At 44.4% G+C, this 14,862-nt stretch carries 9 protein-coding genes; 2 read left to right on the forward strand and 7 right to left on the reverse strand.

All coding sequences use genetic code 11. From position 1 onward, the window contains the following. The 6 genes from AC1DPK_RS15425 to AC1DPK_RS15450 form a co-directional block, all read right to left on the reverse strand. Entirely contained in the window at positions 1 to 999 is a 999-nt protein-coding gene (locus tag AC1DPK_RS15425; protein ID WP_477510870.1) for a zinc-binding dehydrogenase, read from the reverse strand. A 31-nt stretch (positions 1,000 to 1,030) separates the two neighbouring features. After that, the gene (locus tag AC1DPK_RS15430; protein ID WP_477510871.1) at positions 1,031 to 1,984 is read right to left on the reverse strand and encodes a zinc-dependent alcohol dehydrogenase; all 954 of its coding nucleotides are present in this window, start codon (positions 1,982 to 1,984) and stop codon (positions 1,031 to 1,033) included. A gap of 9 nt (positions 1,985 to 1,993) precedes the next feature. After that, complete coding sequence (locus tag AC1DPK_RS15435) at positions 1,994 to 3,004, reverse strand: SGNH/GDSL hydrolase family protein (protein ID WP_477510872.1); 1,011 nt, start codon at positions 3,002 to 3,004, stop codon at positions 1,994 to 1,996. A 22-nt stretch (positions 3,005 to 3,026) separates the two neighbouring features. Beyond that, positions 3,027 to 3,845 carry a carbohydrate ABC transporter permease gene (locus tag AC1DPK_RS15440; RefSeq protein ID WP_441882569.1) on the reverse strand — a complete coding sequence of 273 codons (819 nt, stop codon included), beginning with the start codon at positions 3,843 to 3,845 and terminating at the stop codon, positions 3,027 to 3,029. Between the two features lie 5 nt (positions 3,846 to 3,850). Further along, complete coding sequence (locus tag AC1DPK_RS15445; RefSeq protein ID WP_477510873.1) at positions 3,851 to 4,720, reverse strand: carbohydrate ABC transporter permease; 870 nt, start codon at positions 4,718 to 4,720, stop codon at positions 3,851 to 3,853. Positions 4,721 to 4,809: 89 nt separating this feature from the next. After that, complete coding sequence (locus AC1DPK_RS15450) at positions 4,810 to 6,186, reverse strand: ABC transporter substrate-binding protein (RefSeq protein ID WP_477510874.1); 1,377 nt, start codon at positions 6,184 to 6,186, stop codon at positions 4,810 to 4,812. 157 nt (positions 6,187 to 6,343) lie between these two features. Between AC1DPK_RS15450 and AC1DPK_RS15455 the strand changes: the two genes are divergently transcribed. Continuing rightward, the gene (locus tag AC1DPK_RS15455; RefSeq protein ID WP_477510875.1) at positions 6,344 to 8,149 is read left to right on the forward strand and encodes a sensor histidine kinase; all 1,806 of its coding nucleotides are present in this window, start codon (positions 6,344 to 6,346) and stop codon (positions 8,147 to 8,149) included. A 40-nt stretch (positions 8,150 to 8,189) separates the two neighbouring features. Then, a complete protein-coding gene (locus AC1DPK_RS15460; RefSeq protein WP_477510876.1) occupies positions 8,190 to 9,743 on the forward strand; it encodes a response regulator in 1,554 nt (517 codons plus the stop codon). 143 nt (positions 9,744 to 9,886) lie between these two features. Here AC1DPK_RS15460 and AC1DPK_RS15465 read toward each other — a convergent pair whose 3' ends face one another. Further along, positions 9,887 to 14,857, reverse strand: coding sequence for an FN3 associated domain-containing protein (locus AC1DPK_RS15465; protein ID WP_477510877.1), 4,971 nt, complete (start codon positions 14,855 to 14,857; stop codon positions 9,887 to 9,889). Positions 14,858 to 14,862 lie beyond the last annotated feature (5 nt).

Here is a 14,862-nt window from a genome sequence, read left to right on the forward strand (position 1 = left end):
TTAAAGCCCCCTATCCCAGTTCAAAACCACACCCAGACAGGGTTTATTTTTATCCGAAATTAGTTTCCATGCCTCTGTAGCTTGCTCCGCTGGAAACTGATGCGTAATGAGTGTTTCTGTCTGCAGCCAGCCCTCTTCTATCCCACGAATCGTCTCATTCATTCTTTGATTATCCCAGCCCGAGGGATTGTGAAGAGTAACTTCCTTCTCCCGTAGAGATTGGATATCAATTCTGCCATCCGTCCCTAGGAACCCCGCTGAAACCAGATGTCCGTTATGACGCAGGTAGGGAAGACATTCGTAGACCGCCGTGAGCGAGCCTACCGTATCAACAATAATGGAGAGATCGGGATTAAGCGAAGAAAGCTGCTCGCTTGCGTCGTTCTTGGAAGTGTTCATTGTGAATGCTTCATCCGGAAGCAGCGCTAACCGATCCTCATGTCGACCCAGCACGGTAACCTTTGCCCCCCTGTGGATTAAGGTTTGAGCTGCCCATTGGCCGACAAGACCGTCGCCAATAACGACGGCCTGATCCCCTTCCTTCACCGGTGGCCGAGAGCCGCAATTATAGCCAACTTGTGTAAGCACAAGCCCAGCAAACGCCACAGGGCTCATCCCGTCTGGAATTTTCCATACTTGGTTAACGTCCGTTACCGCTGGGCTGACATGGCCTCCTTCACTAAATGCCATTCCCTTTACTTTGCTTACCGTGGCAAATACGCGCTCACCTGCTTGAAACCCCTCTACCTGATCACCCAACGCTCTAATTTTACCGACCTTTTGATAGCCGTTGATCTGTGGAAATGGCAAAGCATCACCCTCAAGGTATGGGACTTCTCCCGCGATTCGTTCGCCCTTTAGGAAGGAAGATTCCGTTCCAATACTAATCCAAGAATGCTCCACGTCGATGACGATATCACGACTCCCTAGCTCAGGAACGGTTACCTCTTGATATTCAACCTTGCCTTTATCAACGAATACAACACCATAGCCTTTCATTGCCAGATCCCCTCCGCCTTGTATATTGGACTTAAATCTCGAAATCGGTTTGTGGATAAAAATATACCTTAATCGCTTCCTGCTTATTTAATAAATCAACGGCTTCCTGATACCGATCAAACGTATAATGATGAGTTTGCAAACATTCCATGTTTAATTTCTTATTTCCCACCAGGTCGATTAGCAGCTCATGATCCCTTGGACCAACATTGCGGTATTTATAAGATTCCAGCTTCATTCCCTTGTACCACAGATGCTCCGGATACTTCACTTCTCCGCGAAGAACACCAAATATAACGATATGTTCATCTACGTACTCAATCAGATTTTGCACAGAAGCGGCCGCCCCGACACAATCGTAGCCTAAATCGAATTGTTGACCCTGCAGCTCATCGACAAGGCAAGTCTCGCCAAGTCCAAGCTCTCGAACCTGTCGTACTCGCGTTTCATTAATATCTACTCCGATAACACGTGAAGCCCCCCATAGGCGCGCCACCTGAATGGCCAGCATTCCCGCAGGTCCTAGACCGGACACGACGATAGATTTGCCCCGCAGATCGCCAAATTGCATGATTCCAATTACTACACATTTCAATAGTTCAAGCGATACTGCTTGTTTATCAGAGATATGATCTGGCAGTTTGATGAGCTCCTCTTCACGGAAGCATAAATACTGCGCATAAGCCCCGTTACCATCCAAATGCTCAAGGGCAGCCACACGGTCCCCCACATTCAGCGTACGCACGCTTTTTCCCACCGATTTGACTACGCCAGCCAGCTCATGTCCCGGAAACCCCGGGGGTAATGGGTAATTGGGAGATTCATTATAATTAAACATATTGCGGCCAGCCAGCATATTCATATCCCAGCGAGGACAAGTTGACACCAGTCTTATCTCTACCAATACCTGATCATCAAAAGGTACCGGAATTTCATGTTCTAAGATGGTATACGTATTCGCTCCTGTAATTTGCAAAGCTTTCATAAGACAGCATCACCCTTCTATTAGATGTTCAAATGCCTGATAATAAAGCCAATGCCCATAATCATTCGGATGATTAATATTGTTGAGCAGAAGGCTCTCTGGCGTTTTTCCTGCTCGTAATTCTTGTTTCCAAATCTCATTCACATCTGCAACGCCGATATCATATTCCTTCCCCAAGCGACGAAGAACTTCAGCGTATCCATCCATTAGCCCACTCGTATATTTCCACAAGGGATTTGGCTCGCAAGGCGTAACAAGCACAATATCTGTTTCACAGCTACGCATCGTAGATTCTATAATCGTTCGAATACTACTCTCGTAAATAGCATAAGGTACTGCCACTTCTCCCTCGAATAGATTCTGATCATTCATCCCGTACCCTATCGTTAGAAGATCGGGTTGATTAGACACAATATCCTGCTCTATGCGGGCTGCGCCTCCCGTGCTTGTCTCTCCTCCGATTGCTTTATTAACAACGCGAAGGTTTCCACTCGAGCTTATAGCAGATAGCCGATGCGCAAAACGTTGATAAAAAGTATAGCTATCCTCACTTGCCTCTCCGCCTTCGCTAATGCTGTCACCAAAAACCACATAAACAGCTTCTTGTCCGGCATTAAGCTTTTTCATCGTGTTTTTTAATAAACGACTAGCCCCCAAGCTCATTCCGGCATTTAATTGATGTTGATGTTGCTCCCTCTCATATTCGTAGTCTATAAATACAGTGAAACTGCGATTACTGTATTCCTCAAACAAATGATGATCGAAGTTCAGGTTTTGAAAGAATACATGGTCAGCCCAATCCCGTATACTGCTTGCGACCGTTCTTGCAATCAGCCCAGTTTCATAATCAACAATAAAATCCTTTCCTTCTTTATAACTAACCGACTTCACATGCTCGGAATTCGTATGTGTTCTTAAGCTCAAGCTTCCTTTGACGATCGGGTGGAATCGCAGCTGCTGCTGTTCTTGCCCCACAAAAACGAGTGACTCCGCTGTTTGTTTCACGTTATGCACTGACATTTAGCAAACCTCACCCTCCCATTTAACTTTTCACTGCCCCTGCCGTTAAGCCTTCAACGATGTACTTTTGCAAGAATAGATACAATAGAATGACCGGCATGGATACCATAACCAAGTCAGCAAAAACCAGATTCCAATCCGAGGAATGCTGACCAAAGAAAAAGTATACGGTCAAGCTTAAGGTGAAGCGGCTCGCCGTATTTAAGAAATAAAACGGGGTAGTGAAGTCATTCCATACCGACATAAATGCAATAATTAGGACGCTGGCGCTTACCGGCTTCAGCAATGGGAAAATAATCTTCCAAAACAATCCGTAAGGGCTAACTCCGTCAATCATTGCGGCTTCATCCAATTCTCTTGGAATGCTATGAAAAAAACCGATGTATACGTAGGTTAGAAAAGCATAATTCCCAGCAATATAAAGCAAAATCACGCCTAAATAAGTACGAACCAGATGCAAATCAAACATCAGCATATACGTCGTAATAATGGAGGAAGGCAATATTAAGCCGGCAATAATAACCGTTTGCAGCAGCCTGCTCACCCGGTTATCTCTCCGTTGAATGAAATAAGCGGACAGTGAACAGAAAATAACGATAAAGAATACACTAATGACGGTTAAAATCGTTGTATTCCATAATGCCTGAGGAATCTTGGCATTTACGAACACATCTGAATAGTTATGCCATAGGTTCCATTTTGTCGGGAAGGATAATCCTAAATCTGAAGCCTCCGCCTGTGTTTTGAAGGAGTTCACAACGACCAAGTAGATAGGAATGGCGATGATACAGCTAATGAACACAGATAGAGCTTCCCATAATGTTTTACGCAATACTCGCATTCCACTCACCCTCTGTTGTCTTTATTTAGATATTTGTTCGTTATGGATACAAGGACGAGAATGATCACAAACAATAACAAGCTAGCGGCAGTCGCTTCCCCATTTCTTCCTTGCGAGAAACTTTTGTAGATCATTGTGTTCATTACGCTAGAAGCATTCCCTGGACCGCCTCCAGTAAGCGCATAAACGATATCGAATACTTTTAATCCGCCAATGAGCGAAATAATAATGTTGGTATTCACAACGGGGAGAATCATCGGGAATATAATATGCCTCTTCTGCTCCCAATTTGTTGCTCCGTCAATCTTGGCGGCTTCAATCATCTCTTTCGGAATGGTCTGAAGTGCTGCCAGAAACAAGATGACCGTTAATCCCGTCCACTTCCATATTTCAACAAAGGAGATGGAATACATCACGATATGGCTATTTGTAAGCCATTGTTGGGTTAGAAAACCAAGATGAAGGTTCTCCAATAACACATTGATAAACCCCCGGCTCGGGTGAAATAGGGCTGTAAATGCCAGTGATACTGCAATCGGGCTTAGTATGACGGGAAAGAAAAGGGCAGAGCGCAAGAAATTTGTACTTCTTAGCTTTTGGTTTACAAAGTTAGCTAATATAAACCCAAGTCCGACTTTACCGACTGTTGTGACCACTGTGAAAATAAAAGTATTCTTAAATGCAATAGAATTGCTCGAATCATCAAATAGGGATATGAAATTTTCAAATCCAACGAGCCGTGTGTAATGAAAGGTGGCGTCTAGATTCGTGAAGGCATAGAAAAAATTTGAAATCGCTGGCCACACGAAAAAGATTAAAAATATACAAAGTCCTGGAGCTAGCATTGAGTACCTGTAGTAATGACGCTTCAGCATTTATTTGCCCTCCAAAAAAGAGAGAGAGTTTCTCTATTTCAGAAACACTCTCCAAATTTGCTTTTCATATCGACTATTTCTAGAAAGCTTTACTTGAAGTTCGGATCATCCTTAGCTTTAGCGTTCTTCACTAATTCTTTCTGTTCCGCTTCTTGCACCTGCTCTGGGGTTTTCGCGCCTGCTACTAAATCCTGCAGGAATGCTGGATAATCCCCGTATCCATAGGCAGGGATGCCTTCGCTAGGATTAACGCCGGTTGGAGCAGCTTTTCCTTCCTCTCCAAACTTCTGTGCATCAAGCTCAGCAGGTGTCAGAAGTGTATTCGTAACTCCCTTGATGGCTGGTATACCGCCTTCTGCGCCGAAATAAATATTTTGAGTCTCAACGGATTCAAAGTAGTTGACGAATTTTTGAGCCGCCTCTTGATTGCTTCCTTTCACGACATACATAGCATTAGGCGCATATACCCCAGCAACGTCCTTGCCCCCACCATTAAAGGGAATAAGGAATGCTCCAATATCATTCGTTTGTTCAGGGTATTTGGCCGCAATATCGGTCATGACCCATGTAGCCATTGGATACATAGCTGCATCCCCATTTGCCAATGCCTTCTGTGCATTATCATAAGTATCCGATAAATAATCTTTGTTTACATACTTCTTATCAACAACTTCCTTAAGGAAAGTCATCCCCTGTCTTTGAGCATCAAAATTAGAAAACGTAGCTTTATTGGAAAATACTTTGTTTGTTAATTCCTGAAGGCCAGCCTGCGCCGCACCGGACTGATGGGTTGGAATTTGCAATGTCCAAGCATCTTTGGCGGACAAGTATACTGGGACTTTGCCTGCCTTGCTGATTACTTCAGAAGCAGCCCAGAACTCATCCATCGTCGTTGGAATTTGTAAGCTCAAGCTTTCAAAAACCTTTTTGTTAAACAGCATAACCGCCATATTAGATCCGCCGTAAGGAGCCGCATAAAATGTTCCAGCCGAGTCGAATGCACCTGTCCAAACCTTCTTATCGAAGTTAGCCATCCAAGGCTGATCCTCCTGTGAAACGAACTGCTCTTCCGGTTTCCCTAAGCCGTAGCCCTCATTAACGCCTCCATAGAAGAACAACAGATCTGGCTTATCATTCGTGGCAAACCGGGTTTTGATTAAATTATCCCCATCTGCGCCCTCAGGAAGCTTCTCAATCTCTAAAGTGATTCCGACCTTCTCTGCAGAGTCCTTCAGAACCGCTTCCATACCGCCCTTTAACCAACTCGTATGCATAAGTGCCTTTAGAGTAATCTTTTCTGGCGGTGCTGATGGTGAAACATTTTCCGAGGTTGGAGCTGCACTGGCTTCTGACGGCGTATCCGTTGAATTACTGTTGCTATTCGTTCCTGCACAAGCTGCTAAAACAAGCATGGTAAGAACCGTTACTATCCATAACAGCGTTCTCTTTGTGGTGAGACCCCTCATGTTCATTCCTCCAAATTTGTGATGTAAATGCTTACAAAACCAATGTTATGTTTTTTGCTTCTTATCGTAAATGGCGAATTTGAAAGTACTAGGGGAAATATTTCACACTGGGCAAGGCTGCATTTTTAATGTGTTATACTGAACGGGGAGGTCGTCTATGCTGTCTTTCAAAAATTTACAAACGAAATTATATGTGACTTATTCGCTTGTCCTCATCGTCATTGCACTCATTATCAGCACTCCGATGTATGTATATTTGAAAAATAATATTGAAACCAATTTAAAAGAAAATGTGGACAAGCTTGTAAGCGGTTACTCCAATGCTCTGGATGTTTATTCCACCATTAATAACAACGTAACCACCCAGCTATATATTAATCGTGACAATTCCAGCTATACTGCCGTCCAATATTTAAGCTCTATCGCCTATCTCAAAAATACGAGTCCCACCGAAACGTTACAGTCCGAAAAGGCCATTCAAAACTCCCTTTACTTGAATGCTGCCGTCTATCAAACGATTCATAGGATTAATTTGTTTACGTCAAAAGGTGACTTCTACTCAACTAACGAAGCTGACGTAGATATTATGCAAACCATCCTTGCGAATGATGGATTTAAGAATGTTCAAGCTGCGAAGGGCTCTTCCTTATTGAATTTTTCGGAGAAGGACAGATGGCTATCCCGTGATTCCGAAGCCGTCTTTTCATTTCTGCGTCAGATCAGCTGGGACTCGCATCCCGTTGGTTTTCTTGAAATCCAATTCAAAGCTTCGGATTTATTGCATGTAGAGGAATTAGATTCGAAGCAGGATAAAGAAATTATGATTGTACAAGCGGACCAGGTTCTTTATTCGTCTACACCTCCCTCATCCAACAAACTAGCCTCGATCCTTAAACAGGTTGGCAATGGGAATACAGGGAACGGCTTCATAACGAATGAAAAGGGGACTAATGATTTCTATATGTATCAGACCTCTGAGAAAACAGGCATAACGATTGTAGCCATTATTCCAAAGTCGCAACTTTTTGCGCCATTGCTCTTATTTCGTAATGTCACGATCATAAGCGTTCTACTCCTTATTGCGATCTCGGTTTTTGTTTACTTTATTCTCGCCAAAATTTTAACGCATCCTCTTAAAAAGCTAAAAAAAGCGATTGATTCTATTAATTTAGGTGAGACCAATCAAGCCTTTATTGAAAATAAATTTCATATGGGTGAAATCGAAATTATTAACCGTTCCTTTCTAGCCTTGAACCAGCGTTTACAAGATAGTCTTGAGGAGACTGTTCAATTCCGAACCTTGCAAATGCAAGCTAAATTCGATGTGCTACAAGCTCATATCAATCCTCATTTTTTATTTAATATGTTAGGTGTCATTACTGTTTTATCAGATAGAGGCCAGCAAAAGGCTGTATCGGACACAAGTAGAAAACTTTCTCAATTCTTACGATATTCGATTTCTTCCGGCTCGTCGATCACAACCGTAAGTGAGGAGCTAGAATTTGCACAGCATTATTTGGATCTATTAAAATCTCGCTATCAACACCGGCTACATTATGATATAGAAGTTCCTGAATGGCTTTTAAATATTCAAATTCCCAAATTAATGATACAGCCTATTATAGAAAACGCCATTCAGCATGGTTTATCGGATAGCGATAAGCAATTGAAAATTCAAATTATCGGTAAAATAATCGGAAATAAGTGGGAGATACGAATCAGTGATAATGGTGTCGGGTTTGAACCTGCTTCTTTGGAAACGTTGAAGCACAACATTCAAGGCTATCTTGAACGCATTCAAAATAATCAAACATTAAACGAGCCTATTTCAATTGGAGGAATGGGCCTAGTGAATACGATTGCTAGACTTCAGCTCATGTTCAAGGAGCAATATCAATTCTCCTTCGGCAATAACGAGGATTGCGGAGCCTATGTATGTTTCCATGGCTACATCAAACTTTAACATAAGTTCCCTAACGTATCATGTAATGGAGGCGGCTGCCATGAGGATTATGATTGTTGATGATGAACCCTTCTACATGGATCATCTTAAAGAAGTAATTGAAAACAGCGACTTTAGCAAAAGAGAGCAGACCCAGATTGTCGCCCAATGTATTAGCGCTAGCCAGGCACTGGAAGCCATACCGACCGTTCAACCCCATTTAATCTTTACCGACATCAAGATGCAGCTCATGAACGGGATCGAGTTTGCAGCCATCATTCGGCAAAATTGGCCTCATATCATCGTCGTAATCGTGAGCGGTTACTCTTCCTTTGAATATGCCCGGGATGCCATTCGGGCCAATGTGGAGGACTACCACGTCAAGCCGGTTGATCCTTCAATCATCGAACAATTATTAGATAAGACGAATACACGCATTAGCTTGGATACCTATCTTCAGCAGCAATCTTTATTAAATGAATTGCTCGAAAACAAGAGTATAGAGGGAAGTATCCAAACCACTTTACAGCAGTGCTTTCCATTCTCTAGCTATTATGTGTTTTGCTTTAATAAGCCTACATTTTCACAAGATAAAGCTCGTTGTCCCACTCTGACGGAGCAAGAAATCCAAAACAAACTATCTTCGAATCCTTTATTGCTAAAGAACGAGAAGGCTTGGATCGTTTCAAGAAATGATTTCAAAAGGGGATTTATTATCCTCGGATTATATCAATGCGGCGACCAGCGGATTAAACAACTTGCTGAGGAAATTGTTCTGATGATCGGCGGTTCAGGCAGTCACCCTTCCATCGCCGTTAGTCGAAGCTTTAACGATATTAGACAGTTTCACCAGGTTGCAAATCATCTTCACGATGAGCTGTACCATCAACTGGTCATTGGACAATCCAAGACGATCTTTTTATCTGAGCAACAACCCGCTTTAGAAAAACTCAATCTGCTCCTAAGCAGCACCGATGAGAAGAAAATTGTTATTGCGGTGGATAAAAAGGATTGGAAGCTGTTAAAAAAAATGATCTTCCATTGGTTTGAGCAGTGGGAGGAGCACTCCTGTCCGAACCTCTATTTACAAAGAAATGGCAAGCAAATGGTTCAATGGTTAGAAAAGCATTTCCGCTCATTAGAACCCCTCATAAGTATCACAACGGAGAAAGAAATGGAGGAAATCATTGAATCCGCCTACTCCTATTCAAATGCTGCTGAGGATATCTGGAACTTGCTATCGCATATTTTCCGATTTGAAGACCATGACCCCGCCAGTAACAAAGGAGTCCGATTACTTGAACAAATCTCCGACTATTTATCCGCGAATTTGAGCGAAACAATTTCAATGACTCATATTATGGATCGATTTCAAATTTCGAGCACCCATTTAGGAAATCTATTTCGCAAGCATCATGGAGAAACCTTTGTCGAATATTTAACTACTCTCCGCATTAATAAAGCGAAGGAGCTCATGCGAATTCATCCAGAGATGCCTCTAAAAGAAATTTCTGAAATTACAGGTTATACAGATCGGCACTATTTCACCAAAGTATTTAAGCTCGTTACAGGTAAATCCCCGACAGATTATAAAGATCAGCTTCTTCAGGAATAGAAGTTCGAGGCTTATTGATTTTTGTCCCAAATGGATTTTATAAATAAATAATAAGAGAGACTCCAAGGCATCTGCTGCCTTGGAGCCTCTCTTCAATAACTCTTTATACCTGAATATTCCTAAGGGGGGTTTGCTGCCGACATTTAGCTATGAACAACAAGTGAGGTGAGCGTAAGTTCCACCTCCGTATCGCCCACTGCCACTAAATGTATTTCTCCATAACCGCTTGTCGGCCTAAACGCAAATGATTTTACCGCCGAGCCTAGTTCCGGTTGTATAAGCTCAACGCTTCCAACAGCCTCAACTCCTTGCAAAAACACCGTATATTCGCCTGGAGTTGAGAATCGGAGTCGCAGGCTCATTTGATCCGATTGAACATCAAGCAGCTCGATATCAGCCAAAGCGCTTATTCGAATATCATGCGTTCCAATCCGCACCATCTTCGTTACCGGATTTGTACGTTCTCCTACAAGCAGGCTAAGCAGCTCAGCACCTTGGTAATTCGGGTACAGGTAATCAGAGGTTTCCCATTTCAGCAAACTTGTTGCATCATACAAATGAGTAGGATACCGGCTATCGGCGGCCGTCGTTTGCCTTGATCCGCTTACGGATAAGCCCTCACTGATTTTGGAGTAGTCAATGCCTCCCGCATCCAAATAATCCTCCCATAAACCAGATGACTTCATAGATTCATATAGCTCCATCAGTGCAATCCCGTAATCATGCCCGGACCACTGGACTGGTCTCCCGAACCAGGTAGAAGGAAGCGGCACACCGTTGCTCCGATAGATGGATTGCCCAAAGGAAGCGATAGCTGAATATTCCATAAATGTATGGCTGCCAAAAAATCCTCCCTGGCCGTCAGCTTTCTCTATGCCATAACTTCCGTCACTCCATAGATAAATGAAAGGCAATCCTCTACCCGCCCACAGCTTCGCATTTTCCAAATATTTGTCTTCGCTCGTCAGTGTGTATGCTTCCACATTGGCTCTTACTGCAAGTGCCGCCGTTCCCAGCTCAGGAATCATATTTCTCAGCTCCCATGACTGCGAGCCTCTAGGCATCGTAAAGCTGTCATTCATATAATTCAAGCCGGCAAGGCCATAAGTTGTCGCATTTTCATTGCCAGTCAGCCGAGCATGTCTAAGCATTTTGAACAAAAATTCGGCATTTGATCCCGCCGTTACGTCCGATAATTGGCCGATAAAAGGACTCGTTGGAAATCCTTTGCGTTTAATGAAGGTTTCGTAATCCCAATAGATGCCCTCCGTTACATCAGCGGGATTTACGAGCTTCGCCGTTGAGATCAAGGAATCTACATTGACGCCTTGCATAGCCTCCATCGTTTTTGCGGTTATTCCTTCCAGATAGAAAGGAAGAATGTAGCCATAAGCAGAATAATTGCTGCCTAACCCAGCCATTGCTGTTTGAACCCGCTGCTTCGCGATGTTTTGGTAGGAGGCGGCGGCGTATTTATTCAATAGGGCATATGGTGTAATAAATGCAGATGTAATCATTGGCGTCGCCGCAGGCCCGATACGATTCATCCATTTATGATCAGAGGGCGACCATAGATTCTCAAAGCTGGTCAGAATAGCTTCGCTTTCCTGCTGCATCGTTCCATGTGCGTAGGGGAGCGGCTCTGCAAGCCCGTGCTCCTGCGTCCACTCTTCAATGGTCGCGGACATTTCCGTCCCTTCCTTAACAAACAACTCGGATTGGAGCTTTAGTAATTGGTTAGCGCCTAACTGATAAGACTGCCGAACCGGATTTTCATTATTGGCGCTAGCTGTTGTTTTATCGTAAAAGGTTGGGATGCCAGTTGCAAACGTCGCATTTTCATTGACCCCTTTAAAGATCGAAGGAATAAATAAGCTTAGTTTGGTAGAAATCGTGTCTTCGCCTCGTTCAAGGCGATTGGGTATGCCAAAAAATGCGGACGGTTGATCATTTATACCGTCCCATTTTTGCCTGGCATCCCACATTAATCCAAACATCAGCTCACCTTTTCGAACGGCCATTAACGGCACCGTAATTTTTCGCGGATGAGGAACATAACGATAAGCGTCTACATTATCGATGACAGCATCGGTATTCGAGGACTGATTGTTATTCGTCATATCGTCCAGCCACTCCAGACCAGGAAACAGCGCTTCGTTAATATAATCGCCCTGCACATCCGTCATTGAACGAATGACCCGGTAGTTCGGATCGAGCGCTGGAACATCGGCTTCGCCAAGCAGCAGCGTTGGTCCGATAATCGCTGCAATATTCCTTGCCTGATTCGATTGCAGCATGTGCTCCAATTCCAGATTCCCTGAGGCAGTTTCTTCAACATGGATCGCTCCTGACCATAATGCTCCATCGGAAGCCTCAAAGGATATTGAGAAGCTGGAGCCCGTAGCCCCGCTTGCATAAAGCTCCTTTACCGTAAGCTCGTCATGTATTATTTCCTGAACGCTACCAAGTGAAGGCATAACGGCGATTCTGCTCCATGCGCCGTCGCGTTTTGCCTCCAGCCAGCCGTAGCCGTAGCCCTCCAGTCCGGTATGGCTCGGAGCCGGGAATACCAATCGCCTCTCTCCATTTCCGATAATGACGTCATCCGGCTGTCCGCTGCCGGGCAGCGTTGCCGGCAAGCTGAATATGCGGGATAAGCCTCTCGTCGTTGCGATGCCATTTCCTTTTACCGAAAAAGCGATTGCGCCAGCCCCTGTATCCAGCACATTGACATTATAGACAATTTGTGCGGACTCTCCTGCCGATAGCGCAGTGAGATCAAAACCTGATACTGGCGTTATTTCAAGAAAATCCGGAGCGCTTAGCTGCAAGTCAAGTCCCGCTACGCTGGCGCCAATATTTTCGATTTCAGCTTTTATGACAAACTGATCGCCCGGCGATACGATTTCGTGGGCCGAAGTTTGAAACGTAGTCAACCGAATTTCAGGAGAAAGATCTTGCTTGCGCAGCAGCTTGATTTCCTTGACTACAATCTCAATGCCGTCCTTCATGCTCGGATAGGTGGCCATCGGATCGATTCGAAGCTTAGTGATGTTCCCCGTCCAGCCTGCATGCTCGCCCATATCTATCAAATAATTCTGGAATTCCGGAATCTCTGCAGCGGTGTTGCGAAACGATATTTTTCTAGATTCGCTCAACCTGTCTGTATCTACTCCCGCATCCGTCCCGAAATAAATAGCGGCATTGGCGGTATGGTTCACCTTCATCGTTAAGCTGACATAACGGTATTCAGAAGGAATATTCGGATAACCCGCGCTGTGCGGCTCCAAATAGAAGGTTGGATTCGATGTAGAAGCTCCGATTGGCTGATCTGTCGTAAATAAATGAACACCCTCCGAATTCCGATAAACGTGATTCACATCAATATGATTCGCCCAAACGCCTGTATCCGAATTCACATCCCAGCCGAGCAGATTCGACCAAGGGGCCGCCGGCTTGCCATACAGCTCATCTTGCTCCTCCGCAAACAGCTGCACGCCGCTTGTGGTGAAATCCCAATCGGTAACCTGATTTGCCAGCAGCGGAACTTTCGTATACTTTGCAGAAGCTGCAGCTCCGGCTATTTTCCCCCTTACTGCCTTTACTTTCATATACGTTGATGCCGTTACGGTCAGCCCCGCTGTTGAAGCAGGAACAGCTATTCCATTTAACGCCGTATCCGTCGCCGGATCATAAAGCGGCTCCGTTCCATCCGTTGTGTAGATCAGCGAATCTGCGAACGCCGATTGTATAGCAATGGTCTGAGAATTATGAAATATAGCTGAATTCGTTAGAGAAACCGGATTTACTCCTGCTGTATACGTTACTTGCTTCTGGTCTTTGATCACACCATCTAACAGTGCGATAGCTTTCAACGTGGTAGTCGCATTAATTTCGATCGAATCATTAAATATAATATCGCCTTCGATCAAAGTACCGTGGGTAAAGCTTGGCTCCGAACCGTCCAGTGTATATCGGATTTGATCGGCTCCAATGACGGAAATATCAACCTGCTTGGTTTGTCCGAAAAAAGTATCGCCGCTGGATACCGTCAATTTGGTGTCTAACGGATCCCCGACAAAGACGGTCCCGCTCTTAAACATCGTAATATTCGTATCCACATTCGTTCTGCTGCTCGTATAGACGGGGGTAAGCTCGACTCTGTAATCCTTTCCTGCTTGTAAACCGTCAACAAAAACATATTGATTTCTCGGTCCCGTATATTCGACGGACTGCGGGCTTCCATTGTCGGTTATATTTTGATAATTGACCTTAAATTTGGAAACGCTTTCATTAAAAGCGGGAATAAAGAGATAAAAGCCGTTTGTATCGCCTGCCAGTTCTAAGCTGTCACGCTCTGCTTCCGGCCTTAAGTGGTTAAATAGAAAATTATCCATGGTGAATCCGACATTGGCATTAGCAAATACGCCAACGAATCCTGGCAGAGCCTCGGAGGATCGAGTGACATCGACAATGGGCGTTGCTGAACCATTTAAATAAGTAAGAACACGGTCGCCATCAACAACCTGCTTCACGCGAAACGTTTCCCATGGCAATACATCGCGGTTTAACGCCGGTACGCCATAATCCTTAATCGCCCGGAACTTCCCGCTACCCGTATTGGCAATAGAGGTGCTCCCTTCAAAAAAGTTCATTTTTGCATCATAGCTGATATGCGTCTTCAGCTGCGAGTCCCAGCCATCGCTCCAGGCTTGCTTCTGAAACTGGATACCGGCCTGTTTATTCAGCTCCCTATGCGTAACCGTCATATCAAAGGAAATCTCAAAATCGTCGTATTTATGAGTGGGGTTGCCGTTGAAACCATAATCAAATACACCTACGGTTGAAGCTTCTACTGGCCCAACAGCAAGCTGCCCGCCACTCAAGGCTACATGTGCTGTATCTCCTGAGAACTTGAAGGCAGAGCTGCTTCCGTCATGATAAATTCCGTTTTGCAGTGTACCGGCTTGAAAATCCAGTAAAAAGGTGGAACCCTCTCGAATGACAGCGTCATTCGAGCTTGCTTCCGCAGTTAAAGGCTTGCTTGCCAAGCCGGCTGGCAATAGCAGAATAACCGTCATAAGGACGGCAAAATACTTCTTAATCCTAATCATATCAA

It is taken from the genome of Paenibacillus sp. 01T424 (genome assembly GCF_056398745.1).

What these genes read in the sequence shown, in the direction of transcription:
- AC1DPK_RS15440 (WP_441882569.1), bottom strand. Translation starts at nt 3,845, where the DNA reads ATGCGAGTATTGCGTAAAACATTATGGGAAGCTCTATCTGTGTTCATT.
- AC1DPK_RS15465 (WP_477510877.1), bottom strand. Translation starts at nt 14,857, where the DNA reads ATGATTAGGATTAAGAAGTATTTTGCCGTCCTTATGACGGTTATTCTG.
- AC1DPK_RS15460 (WP_477510876.1), top strand. Translation starts at nt 8,190, where the DNA reads ATGAGGATTATGATTGTTGATGATGAACCCTTCTACATGGATCATCTT.
- AC1DPK_RS15425 (WP_477510870.1), bottom strand. Translation starts at nt 999, where the DNA reads ATGAAAGGCTATGGTGTTGTATTCGTTGATAAAGGCAAGGTTGAATAT.
- AC1DPK_RS15450 (WP_477510874.1), bottom strand. Translation starts at nt 6,186, where the DNA reads ATGAGGGGTCTCACCACAAAGAGAACGCTGTTATGGATAGTAACGGTT.
- AC1DPK_RS15430 (WP_477510871.1), bottom strand. Translation starts at nt 1,984, where the DNA reads ATGAAAGCTTTGCAAATTACAGGAGCGAATACGTATACCATCTTAGAA.
- AC1DPK_RS15435 (WP_477510872.1), bottom strand. Translation starts at nt 3,004, where the DNA reads ATGTCAGTGCATAACGTGAAACAAACAGCGGAGTCACTCGTTTTTGTG.
- AC1DPK_RS15455 (WP_477510875.1), top strand. Translation starts at nt 6,344, where the DNA reads ATGCTGTCTTTCAAAAATTTACAAACGAAATTATATGTGACTTATTCG.
- AC1DPK_RS15445 (WP_477510873.1), bottom strand. Translation starts at nt 4,720, where the DNA reads ATGCTGAAGCGTCATTACTACAGGTACTCAATGCTAGCTCCAGGACTT.